Source organism: Achromobacter sp. (assembly GCF_036567245.1).
In the GTDB taxonomy this organism is placed as follows: Bacteria; Pseudomonadota; Gammaproteobacteria; order Burkholderiales; family Burkholderiaceae_B; genus Achromobacter.
Genome location: NZ_DATCUY010000026.1, coordinates 1 through 11,832, shown reverse-complemented (window position 1 = coordinate 11,832; position 11,832 = coordinate 1). Strand labels below are relative to the sequence as shown.

The window sequence follows — 11,832 nt, the reverse complement described above, 5'->3', positions numbered from 1 at the left end:
ATCCGCCAGCTCATCGACGTGCTGATGCGGCGCCGCCAGAACAACCCGCTGCTGGCCGGCGAGGCCGGCGTCGGCAAGACGGCCGTGGTGGAAGGCCTGGCGTTGCGCCTGGCGGCGGGCGAGGTGCCGCCGCAGCTGCGCGACGTTGCCCTGTATCTGCTGGACATCGGCTTGTTGCAGGCGGGCGCGGGCGTGAAGGGCGAGTTCGAGCAGCGGCTGCGCGGCGTCATTGACGAGGTGCAGGCCAGCGAGCGGCCGGTGGTGCTGTTCATCGACGAGATCCACACGCTGGTGGGCGCGGGCGGCGCCGCGGGCACGGGAGACGCGGCCAATCTGTTGAAGCCTGCGCTGGCCCGCGGCCAGCTGCGCACCATAGGCGCCACCACTTGGTCGGAATACAAGAAGTACATCGAGAAGGACCCTGCGCTGAGCCGCCGCTTCCAGGTCATACAGGTGCACGAACCGGATGAGGCGCGTGCGTTCGGCATGCTGCGGGGCCTGGCTGAAACGCTGCAGGCCCATCATGGCGTGCTGCTGCTGGACGAGGCGATCGAGGCGGCGGTGACGCTGTCGCACCGCTATATTCCCGCGCGCCAGCTGCCGGATAAGGCCGTCGCGCTGCTGGACACGGCGTGCGCGCGTGTCGCGGTCAGCCAGCACGCGGTGCCGCCCAGCCTGGAGGACGCGCGCAGGCGGGTCCAGGCGTTGGAGCTGGCGCAGCGCATCGCCGAACGTGAACTGCGCCTGGGCGAAGGCGATGCGCAGCGGATTCAGCGCCTCGCCGCCGAGCAGGCCGGCGCCGTGGACGACGAGCGGACGCTGGCAGCGCGCTGGGAATCGGAACGGGCACTGGCCGGGCAGGTGCTGACATTGCGCCAGACCCTGGAACTCGCTTCCTCCGATGCGCAGGATGACCAGCGCCATGCGTTGACGCAGGCGCGCGAAGCGCTGGCGGCCAGCCAGGATGAGACGGCGATGGTGCATTGCGCGGTCGATGCTGCGGCGGTCGCGGCGGTGGTGGCCGACTGGACCGGCATCCCCGTGGGCCGCATGCTGCGGGACGAGGCGCGCGCCGTGCTGGATCTGGCGGATACGCTTTCGACCAGGGTGATCGGCCAACGCGAAGCGCTGGAGGCGGTGGCGCGCCGGGTCCAGACCTCTCGTGCCGGCTTGACCGACCCGGACAAGCCGGTAGGCGTGTTCCTGCTCTGCGGCCCCAGCGGCGTTGGCAAGACGGAGACCGCATTGGCCTTGGCCGAGGCGCTTTACGGTGGCGAGCAGAACCTGATCACCATCAACATGAGCGAGTTCCAGGAGTCGCATACGGTGTCCACGCTCAAGGGTGCGCCGCCTGGATACGTGGGCTATGGCGAGGGCGGCGTGCTGACCGAGGCGGTGCGCAGGCGCCCTTACAGCGTGGTGTTGCTGGACGAGGTGGAGAAGGCGCACACGGACGTGCACGAGATCTTCTTCCAGGTCTTCGACAAGGGCTGGATGGAAGACGGCGAGGGGCGCTACATCGATTTCCGCAACGCGGTGATCATCCTGACCTCCAACGTGGGCGCCGACCGCATAGCGGCGCTGTGCCGCGACCCGGAACTGCTGCCGGACGCCGCCGCGCTGGCCGCGGCCTTGCGCGAACCGCTGCTGCAGGCCTTTCCCGCTGCCTTGCTGGGCCGGCTGGTCGCGGTGCCCTATCTGCCGCTGCCGGACGCCATGCTGGCACGCATCGTGGACCTGCAGTTCGAACGCGTACGCCGCCGCCTCCTGGAGCACCACGGCATCGTGCTGGAGGTGACGCCCGAGGCCACCGCGCTGGTCGTGGCGCGTTGCGCCGAAGTGGAGTCCGGCGCACGCATGGTGGATGCCGTGCTCACCAACACGGTGTTGCCCAGGATCAGCCGGGAGCTGCTGGGCGCTTCGATGCAGGACCGCAGGCTGAGCAGGGTAGGCCTGTCAGCCGCGGACGGGGAGTTCCGTTATGACTACGCCTGATACTTCAACGGTCCTTGTCGCCGGGCCCTGGCTTGACGGGCGCGGGCCGCAAGTAGCCGCCGATCTCCCGCAGATGGTCGGATGCGCTGCGATTGTCCGTGGACTCGCGCGGACGGCCCAGGGCATCAGCGACGGGGTGGGCGCGGTGCTCGGCCAGCGCGTCGTGGGCGGGCAGGGCGGACGGGGTGCCGTCCGAGAAGATGCTGGGCGTGCCATCGCCGGGCGCGTCGAACAGCGCCAGGGGATCGGTGGGCGCGAGCGACACGACGCTGTCGCCGGGCGGCAGGTGGCGCAAGGGGTCTTCCGGGTTGCGCGCCTGGGCGGAGTCCAGATCGAAGGGATGCGTGGAGACGTCCGGCGCGCTGCCCACGGGCAAGGTGCCCGGGCCGAACAGGTCGCTGAAGATGTCATCGTCGGCCACCACGGACGTAGCGCTTGCCGCCGCTTCGGGCGCACCCGTATCTGCCCGCAGCCGGTAATCGCCGATCTGCAGCTCGTCGCCGGGATTCAGCGGCACTTCCTGGTCCCGCGCGAGCGCCTGGCCATTGACGCTGACGGCGCTCATGCCGCTCAGGTTCAGCACAAAGCCGGCGTCCGCGTCGTTGACCCGGATCGCCGCCTGCACGCGGCAGATGGCGCGCGTCGGATCGGGCAGGGCCAGTTGATTGTCGAGACTGCGCCCTACCGTGCCGCCGGGCGCCGTGAACACGGCGTGGAAGGGGTCGAAGGCCGGATCGCCGGCACGCTGGAACACGATGAGCTTCACGCCTGTCTCCTGGGCGCCGTTGGCGCGTTAGCGAGTCTGGGACGCCTGCGCCGACTGGAAGGCCGGCCCCCACAGGGGATGTCCGGCCTCATTCGGCGCAAGCTGGAACGAGGGTTGCAGCTGCAGGATGCGCACGAAGCTGTCCTCGCACAGCTGGCGGTAGTTGGTCACGCAGTAGCTGAAGGCCTGCAGCTTGAGGGCTTCGACCCGCATGGGCGTGGGCGCGGTGGCCAGTGCGTCGGAAGTCGCTACCGTGCGCACGACGGCGCCGAAGCGGTTGGCGGCATATTCGTCGCGGACCTGCTGCAAAGCGTCCACGGCCTGCGGCGATGGCGTGGAGGCACAGGCTGCGAGCAAGGCGAGACCGGATATCAAGCTGATGCGTGCGGGCTGTTTCATGGCGCGGGCGTGTCGTTCGGGGTGGGTAGGCCTGGTCATTCCGCCGATGATAGCGGCCCGTCGCGCAAGGTATGCGTCGCGGCGTAACAGACGTGTGTACTTTTATTTCCGAGGCCTTATGAGCAGTCCATGCCTACGAATGATTCCGACGGGACGGCGACGCATCGCGGCGATTCTTGCGGGCGTGCTGGCGGCGGCGGTGCTCGCGGCATGTTCGTCGACGGCCAGACGCGTGCCCGTGCCTTACGCGATAGAGCTGCGCGCGGATCCCAAGGTCAACCAGAACGCCAGCGGCAGGCCATCGCCGGTGCAGGTGACGATTTACGAACTGAAGTCGGCCAGCATCTTCGAATCGCGCGACTTTTTCACCTTGCAGGGCGATGCGCACGCGGCGCTGGGCGCGGAGCTGCTCAACGTCGATCAGGTAATCCTGAAGCCGGGCGAGACCAAGGTGGTGCAGTACCCCGGCAATGCCGAGGCGCGCGTGGTTGGTGTGGTGGCGGCCTATCGCGAGCTGGAGCAGAGCAAGTGGCGGCTGCTGGTGGCGCTGCCCGAGGCGCAGAACACCAATATGTACAAGGTCTGGCAGTTTTCGCCGAATGAAGAGACGGTGAAAGTCGCGGTCAAGCGCGACGGGCTGGAAGAAGTGGATCGCAGCCGTTCGTGGTGGCCTTTTTAGATGCTGAGAGAACCGGACATGGTGAGCAGAGACAAAGTGATCTGGTCGGAGGGTATGTTCCTGCGGCCCCAGCATTTCCAGCAGTTTGAACGCAATATGCTGCACACCGCGCAGCAGCGCGCGGCCGCGCTCCAAGGGTTCTTCTGGGGATTCAGCCAGCTGTCGCTGGACCGCGACGCGCTGGCGATAGGCAAGGTCGCGCTGACGCGGGCGCAAGGGGTCATGCCCGACGGCACGCCTTTTGATTTCTCGCACCCGGACGCGGCGCCGGCGGCGTTCGAAGTGCCGGCGCAGACGCGCGGTGCGCGCATCCTGCTGGCCCTGCCGCGCGTGCGCGCCGGCGCCAGTGACGTCATCTACGAGGGAGAGGAAGACACGCTGGCGCGCTATCTGGTGCACGAGGCCGAGGTGGAGGACAGCGGCTCCGTGGCCCTGGAACCCGTCCTGATGCAGCTGGGCCGCTTGCGGCTGCGGCTGATGCTGGAAGACGAGCTGACCGACGATTGGCTGGGCCTGGGCGTGGTGCGCGTCCTGGAGCGCCGCTCGGACAACCGGGTGGTGCTGGACGAGGGCTACGTAGCGCCCTGGGTGGCGGCGGGCGAGCATCCGGTCCTGCGCGGTTTCATCGATGAGCTGCAGGGGCTGCTCGACGCGCGCAGCGGGGCGCTGGCCGCGCGCCTGTCGCAGCCCGGCCGCGGCGGCGTCTCCGAGGTGTCGGACTTCATGTTGCTGGAGACCGTCAATCGCTATATGGGCTCGATCTGGCATGCGCGCCAGAACGCCGCGCAGCATCCGGAGCGCCTGTTCCACGACTGGCTGATGCTGGCCTGCGACCTCGCCACCTTCACGTCCGCCACGCGGCGGCCGGGCGTATTGCCGGGATATGCGCACGACGATCTGCAGGGCAGCTTCACACCCCTGATGAATGAGCTGCGCCGTTCGTTGTCAGCCGTGCTGGAGCAGCGCGCCTTGCAGATTCCGCTGCAGGACCGCGGCCAGGGCGTGCGCGTGGCGCAGATCCAGGATGCTGAACTATTGCAATCGGCCGGCTTCGTGCTGGCGGTGCATGCGGATCTGGGCGTGGAGACCGTGCGCACGCGCTTTCCGGCGCAGGTCAAGATCGGTCCGGTGGAGCGCATACGTGACCTGGTGCATCTGCAATTGCCGGGCGTCGCCGTGCGTACGCTGCCGGTGGCGCCGCGGCAGATTCCATACAGCGCCGGACACGTTTACTTCGAGCTGGATAAGAGCGGCGAATTCTGGAAGCAGCTGGAGCGCACCGGCGCGCTCGCGCTGCATCTGGCGGGCGATTTCCCCGGGCTGACGATGGAGTTCTGGGCGCTGCGCGATTGAGCGCAGCCCAACCAGACGGAGACAACTATGCATGCTTCGGATCACACGCTGGCCGGCCCTCCGGGCGGCATGGGCGATGGCGCTGCCAGTACGGCGGGCAGGCTGCGGCCCCACGACTACGTCATCAGCGGCACCAATCCGCTGGTGGCGGCAGCGAACCCGCTGCTGGACTTGATTCCGCAGATCCGCGCCACGGCGACCCATCCGTCGCCCGCGATGCTGCGCGAGCACCTGCTGGACGAGGTGCGCCAGTTCGAGCTGCGCGCGCAGCAGGCGGGCATATCCAACGAAACCATACTGGGCGCGCGCTACTGCCTGTGCACGGCGCTGGACGAGGCCGCCGCGCTCACGCCATGGGGCGGGGGCGGCGTATGGTCCGCGCACAGCCTGCTGGTCACCTTCCACAACGAGACCTGGGGCGGCGAGAAGTTCTTCCAGCTGCTGGCCAAGCTGTCGCAGAACCCGGGACAGCATCTGGATCTGCTGGAGCTGCTGTACTACTGCCTGCTGCTGGGTTTCGAAGGACGCTACCGCGTGATCGACAACGGCCGCTCGCAACTGGAGACGTTGCGACAGCGCCTGTTGCGGATCCTGCGCGGCGCGCGCGGCGAGTATCCGCTGGCGCTGTCGCCCCATTGGCGCGATGAGCCGGCGCAGACGCCCTTGCGCCGCTTGCCCGTGCCGCTATGGGTATTCGGCGCATTGGCCGCGGTGCTGGCGCTGGCGCTGTACTGGGGCCTGGGCTGGCGCCTGGGCAGCCAATCCGATGCCGTGTTTGCGTCCATCGCCAAGCTGCGTCCGCCTACCGTGCAGATCGCGCCGACGGCGGTGAAGCGGCCGGCGCCCGCGCCGCGGCTGGCGGTGTTCCTGGCGCCAGAGATCCGCGACCAGCTGGTCAGCGTGCGCGACGAGGTGGACCGCAGCGTGGTGGTGCTGCGGGGTGACGGCGTGTTCGAGTCTGGCGCCAGTTCCGTGCGCGACCAATACCTGCCGGTGCTGTCGCGCGTTGCCGATGCCTTGCGCGAGACGCAGGGCAGCATTCTGGTGCGCGGCTATTCGGACAATACGCCGATGCGCAGCGCGCGCTTCCCGTCCAACTGGCACCTGTCGCAGGCGCGCGCGGATGCGGTCAAGGACATGCTGGAGCAGCGCCTGGGCCAGACGGCCAGGGTGCGCGCGGAGGGCCGCGGCGATGCCGATCCGGTGGCGCCCAACGACACGGCCGCGGGCCGCGCGCTGAACCGGCGGGTGGAAATCACGGTGCTGGTGCCGCCGCCGGCGCACGAGCAGGGAGGACAGGAATGATCTACAGGCTGTTCGGATGGTTCTTCAGCCGCCGCGTGTGGAACTTCCTGGGGTTGGTGGCCCTGGCGGTGCTGATCTGGATCGCGGGGCCGCTTATCGCGATCGGCACCGTGCGCCCGCTGGAAAGCGAAACGGTGCGCATTGCGGTCATCGTGGCGATGTTCGCGATCTGGCTGCTGCGGCTGTTGTGGCGCAAATGGCGTGAAGGGCGTTTGAACGCACAGTTGCTGAGCCAGCTGCGGCGGCCCAGGCCCAAGGCGGACAAGCCTTTGGAGGAGAGCGCCGGCAATGACGAGATACGCCAGCTGGAGGCGCGGTTCCATGAGGCCGTGGAGCTGCTGCGCAAGACACGCTTCGAGAGCCGCGGCAGGCGCGGCGCGCTGGACCGGTTCTCCAAGCAGTATCTGTACCAGCTGCCCTGGTACGTGATCATCGGTGCGCCGGGCGCCGGCAAGACTACCGCGCTGGTGAATTCGGGGCTGAACTTTCCCCTGGCAGAACGCTACGGCAAAGTGGCCTTGCGCGGTGTGGGCGGCACCCGCAATTGCGACTGGTGGTTCACCGACGATGCGGTGCTGCTGGACACGGCGGGGCGCTACACCACGCACGAAAGCGATCCGACCGGCGACGAGGAAGAGTGGCGCGGATTTCTCGGCCTGCTGTCCAAGTATCGCGGCCGGCAGCCCATCAATGGCGCGATGCTGACGGTCAGCGTCGAAGACCTGCTGTCGGCCTCCGACGCGGAACGGGCGCAGCATGCGGCGGTGTTGCGGCGCCGGCTGCAGGAGCTGCGCGAGCAGTTGGGCATCGCGTTTCCGGTCTATGTGCTGGTAACCAAGACCGACCTGTTGTCGGGCTTCGAAGAGTATTTCGCTTCCTTCACTCGCGAGGAACTGGCGCAGATATGGGGCTTCACCTTGCCGTATGCGCGCGCGCAGGAGCCGGACTTCGATCTGTACGAGGCGTTTCACGAGGAATATGCCCTGTTGCAGCGGCGCCTGGATGACGCCTTGCCCGAAGTGGTGGCGGCCGAGAGCGACCCGGCGCGGCGTGCGCTCGCCTATATGCTGCCGCAGCAGTTCGCCGGCCTGCAGGCCATCCTGGGCCATTTCCTGAGCGATGTGTTCGCGACCTCGAAATTCGAGGCGCGCGTCATTCCACGGGGCGTCTACTTCACCAGCGGCACGCAGGGCGGCGAAACCTTCGACCAGGTGACCGGTCATCTGAAACGCTACCTGCGCATCGACGGCGGCGCCGCGTCCGCAGCCAGCGTGCCGGGCGAAGGAGAGGGCCGCAGCTACTTCCTGAAGAACCTGCTGCAGGACGTCATCTTCCGCGAAGCGGGCCTGGCGAGCCGCAACCTGCGCTGGGAACGCCGCTACCGGCAGTTGCATTGGGCGGGATACGGCCTGGTGACGGCGGCCTTCCTCGCCTTGATCGCCGGCTGGACCATGAGCTATCGCAACAACGCGGCTTACGTGGAGGAAGTGGCGCGGCGCGTGCCCGCAGTGGAGAAGCTGACTCGCGAGATAAAAATCACGCGCACCGGCGACCTGCTGGGACTGATGCCTTTCCTGGACAGCCTCTGGTACCTGCCGCAGCACGAAGGCTTCGAAATCGACAACCCGCCGCTGGGCTATCGCTATGGGCTTTACCAGGGCCTTAAGCTGCAGGCGGCGGCGCAGGGGGTGTACGGCAACACGCTGGACCAGGTGCTGCTGCCGCAAGTGGCGCGGCGCGTCGAGACCGCCTTGCGCGACGCCTCGGCCAGCGACCTGGAGTATTCCTACGAGGCGTTGCGGGCCTATCTGATGCTGTACGAGGCCGAACGCTACGACGCGGAGTTCATGCATGCCTGGCTGCTGTCGGATATGCAGGCTACCTTGCCCGAAGGCTATACGCGGCGCCAGTACGAACAGCTGTCGCTGCATCTGCGCAACCTGACGCAGAGCCACGTGCTGGCCTCGCCGTTTCCCAAGGATGACGCGCTGGTGGCGCAGGCGCGCGAGAAGCTGGCGCGCTACACGCTCGCGCAACGCGCGTACAGCCGGCTGCGCCGCACCCTGGCCAACGCCGATGCGGCGCCTGAGATCACGGTGGTGACGCTGGGCGGTGCGCAGGCCAGCGCCGTCTTCGTGCGCAAGAGCGGCAAGCCGTTGAGTCAGGGCATTCCCGCGCTCTACAGCTATCGCGGCTACTGGGACGTGTTCAACAAGCGTGTGACCGGCGTGGCCGAGGTGCTGCGGTCGGACGATGCGTGGATCTTGAACATACCCTTGCGCAGCCAGCTGGACCAGACGGCGCAACGCCAGCTGGTGGTGGACATCAAGCGCTTGTACATGAACGACTACGTGGCGCAGTGGGACGGCTATCTGAACGATCTGCAACTGGCGCCCAGCAAATCGCTGCTGCAGAACATTCAGATGGCGCGCACCTTGTCGGCGCCGGAGTCGCCGCTGGTGCGGCTGGTGCGCGGCGTCGCGCGCGAAACCTCCTTGCTGCGCGATACCGGCAAGGACGACCGCTCGCTGGTGGATCAGGCGCGCGACCGCGTCAGCAGCACGCGCGAGGCGCTGGAGCAGATGTTCGGGCCGACCGGGCCGGGCGCGGCCACGCGGGCCGACGCCACGGATGAGAAGCTGGAACGTATCGTCGACCAGCATTTCGAACCCTACCGCCGGCTGGCCGAAGGCGAGGGCGCGGCGGCTGGCGCCTCCTCGCCGATCGCCGCCACCACGGGCCTCATCAACGAGCTCTATACCTATCTGACGGCGGCGGACGCGGCCTTGCGCAGCGGCAGTCCCGCGCCCAGTTCGGATGCCGTGACCAAGCTGCGGGCGGAGGCGGGCCGCCTGCCCGGGCCGCTGCGCGACGTGCTCAACTCCCTGTCCGTGAACGCGTCCGGCGAGGTCTCCGACGTGGCCCGGGCGCGCATGGGCGAGACCGTGTCCGCCACCATAGGCATGTTCTGCGGCCAGTCCGTGGCCGGGCGCTACCCGTTTTCCGGTCGTTCCACGCGCGACGTGGCGCCCAACGACATGGCGCGGCTGTTCGGGCCCAACGGCCTGATGGACGACTTCTTCCAGAAGAACCTGGCGAACCAGATCGACGTGTCCGCACAGCGCTGGCGCTTCAAGCCCGGCATCGACGGCAAGTCGGGGGAGAACTCCGCCACGCTGGACGCGTTCCAGCGCGCCGGCGTCATCCGCGACGTGTACTTCATGGCGGGCAACCCGATGCCCTCGTACCGGGTGGCCATCAGGCCCGTGGAAATGGACGCGGGCATTACCCAGTTCGTGATGGACGTGGACGGCCAGGCGGTGCGCTATGCGCACGGCCCGCAGGTCGCGACCACGGTGCAGTGGCCCGGCCCTCGTGGCAGCAACCAGGTGCGCATAGAGCTCACGCCGCAGGAAGGGGCGGCGGGCATGACCACGTCCGGCCCTTGGGCGCTGAACCGCATGCTGGATCGCGCCCAGCTGCGTCGCGGCGCCACGGCGGAAATCACGCTGGCCACATTCGACCTGGGCGGGCGCAAGGTGGTGCTGGAGATCACGGCCAGCAGCGTCAAAAGCCCTTTTCATCTGACCGAGATGCAGGCCTTTGCCTGCCCCGGCGCGTCGTGAACAGGACATGGACATGGAGCGAGCAGTGGAGCGGGAGCGTGTGGGCTGGTACGGCAAGATTCCGGCGGCGGGCGACTTCGTGCACCGGCGCCTGTCGCGCGAGCTGATCACCTGGTGGGATCGCTGGCTGCAGTTCGGACTGGCGGCGCTGAAACAGGCGCCGGACGTCAACGCGGCGCGCGGTTTCGCGTCGGCGCCCATCTGGAATTTCGCGATTCCATCGGGGCCGGGCGCGGGTGTCGCGCAGCTGGGCTGCATCACGCCCAGCCGCGATCGAGTGGGCCGGGGCTATCCGCTATGCGTCGTCATGGCCGTGCCGCCCGAGCAGTACCACAGCAGCATCCTGGACGGCGCCAGCGACTACTACCGGCAGGTCGGCGCCAGCCTGCTGGCGGCGGTGCGCCATGGCTGCCCGGCGGAACAGTTCGACCGCAGTCTGCAGCAGTTGCGCATGCCCCTGGCGGCGGCGCGAGTGTCCGCGCCGGGCGCCGTCGCACCGCGCGGTGGCAGCGACATCATGGACATCCTGAGCGCGGGCCTGGAGCAGGATTCCGCGCCCCTGGCGCGCCGCGCGCTGGGCGCCTGGCCCGATCTGCCGTTCTGCTTCAACCCCAGTTCCCACACCAGCTATTGGTGGACCAACCAGGCGGACGGGGCGGCCTTGCAGACCTACATCCATGGCGGCGCGCTGAACGCCACGCTGTTCGCCAGGCTGTTCTCATCCTTGCCGACCTGGCATCCCTGAACCTGTCGGAGGACTGCGCATGCTTCGAACTTCCGCCGTGCCACCAGGGCCGGGCGTGGCCGGCCTCCCCGCTGCCCCAGAGATGGGGTTGGACGAAATCTTGCGCTTGCCGCCGGGGGCGCGGCGTGAACAGGCGATCCTGCAGATCGTCGCCGGTCTGTACGCGTCCCTGAATGTCTTGCACGAAACCGGACAGACGCATGGCGGCATCTGCCCCGCTGCCGTGCTCCGTGACGCCGAGGGCTGCGTAATCCTGGCGCAGCCGCCGGCCGCAACGGCCGATGATGAAGCCGCCATGCGGCACGCCGGCTACGCCGCGTTCGAACAATACACGGACGATCCGGCTCATCCCTGCGGCCCCTGGACAGACGTATACGGGCTGGCGGCGCTGGCATACTTCCTGGCGGCGGGCGCGGCTCCTCCAGGCGCGCTGGCGCGCTGCGTGCGCGACGACTATCTGTCTTTGGACGACAGGCAGCCAGGAGCCTATTCGGCAACCTTCTGCGCCGCTGTCGACGACGGCCTGGCGCTGGAGGCGCAGGCGCGGCCGCAGGCGGCTGCGGCGTTGGCCCTGGCAATGGGGGTGACCCCGCCACCGGCGCAGGTTTCCGCGGCGGATCCGGAACCGGACCTGGCCGCGCCTTCATTGATGACCGGGATCCCCGTCGACGAGGCAGCCGATGCGTCACCGGCTGCCGTGCGCCTGACGGCGATGCGGCCGGAACATCCGGGGCGGGGGCGGCACGTCCTGCCGCTGGCCTTGGCAGTCCTCCTGTTGCTCGCGGCGGGCGGATACGCGTGGCTGCGGCCGGTACCGCCGCCGGTCGAACTGGCTGACGCGGCGCCGCCCCAATCCCAGCCCCTCGAACAGCCGCGGCCTTCCTCGCAGCCTCCATCGCAGCAGCAAGTCCAGCCGCAATCGGAGTCGCCGCCGTCATCGCCGCCGCAACCTGCGCCCGCCGAG

At 68.5% G+C, this 11,832-nt stretch carries 9 protein-coding genes; 7 read left to right on the top strand and 2 right to left on the bottom strand.

Features of this window, described 5'->3' with window-relative positions; genetic code table 11:
- Nucleotides 1–1,995, top strand: a 1,995-nt coding sequence (tssH, locus tag VIR09_RS00865) for a type VI secretion system ATPase TssH (RefSeq protein ID WP_332010825.1), incomplete at its 5' end; no start/stop codon positions are given.
- 4 nt (nt 1,996–1,999) lie between these two features.
- On the opposite strand, the gene VIR09_RS00860 is transcribed toward tssH, so the two are convergent.
- Together VIR09_RS00860 and VIR09_RS00855 are read right to left on the bottom strand one after the other, a co-directional pair.
- Entirely contained in the window at nt 2,000–2,761 is a 762-nt protein-coding gene (locus tag VIR09_RS00860) for an FHA domain-containing protein (RefSeq protein ID WP_332010822.1), read from the bottom strand.
- A 27-nt stretch (nt 2,762–2,788) separates the two neighbouring features.
- Nucleotides 2,789–3,160, bottom strand: coding sequence for a TssQ family T6SS-associated lipoprotein (locus VIR09_RS00855; RefSeq protein WP_332010820.1), 372 nt, complete (start codon nt 3,158–3,160; stop codon nt 2,789–2,791).
- A 118-nt stretch (nt 3,161–3,278) separates the two neighbouring features.
- Between VIR09_RS00855 and tssJ the strand changes: the two genes are divergently transcribed.
- From tssJ to VIR09_RS00825, 6 genes are all read left to right on the top strand, one after another.
- Complete coding sequence (gene tssJ / locus VIR09_RS00850; RefSeq protein WP_332010818.1) at nt 3,279–3,839, top strand: type VI secretion system lipoprotein TssJ; 561 nt, start codon at nt 3,279–3,281, stop codon at nt 3,837–3,839.
- An 18-nt stretch (nt 3,840–3,857) separates the two neighbouring features.
- Nucleotides 3,858–5,192 carry a type VI secretion system baseplate subunit TssK gene (tssK, locus tag VIR09_RS00845; RefSeq protein WP_332010816.1) on the top strand — a complete coding sequence of 445 codons (1,335 nt, stop codon included), beginning with the start codon at nt 3,858–3,860 and terminating at the stop codon, nt 5,190–5,192.
- A 27-nt stretch (nt 5,193–5,219) separates the two neighbouring features.
- Entirely contained in the window at nt 5,220–6,497 is a 1,278-nt protein-coding gene (locus VIR09_RS00840; protein WP_414639350.1) for a DotU family type VI secretion system protein, read from the top strand.
- Nucleotides 6,494–10,123, top strand: coding sequence for a type VI secretion system membrane subunit TssM (tssM, locus tag VIR09_RS00835; RefSeq protein ID WP_332010812.1), 3,630 nt, complete (start codon nt 6,494–6,496; stop codon nt 10,121–10,123). Before VIR09_RS00840 ends, tssM begins: the two co-directional genes overlap by 4 nt.
- Before the next feature lie 13 nt (nt 10,124–10,136).
- Nucleotides 10,137–10,868, top strand: a complete 732-nt coding sequence (gene tagF, locus VIR09_RS00830; RefSeq protein ID WP_332010809.1) for a type VI secretion system-associated protein TagF — start codon at nt 10,137–10,139, stop codon at nt 10,866–10,868.
- A 19-nt stretch (nt 10,869–10,887) separates the two neighbouring features.
- On the top strand, nt 10,888–11,832 hold a 945-nt coding region (locus tag VIR09_RS00825), incomplete at its 3' end, for a hypothetical protein (protein WP_332010806.1).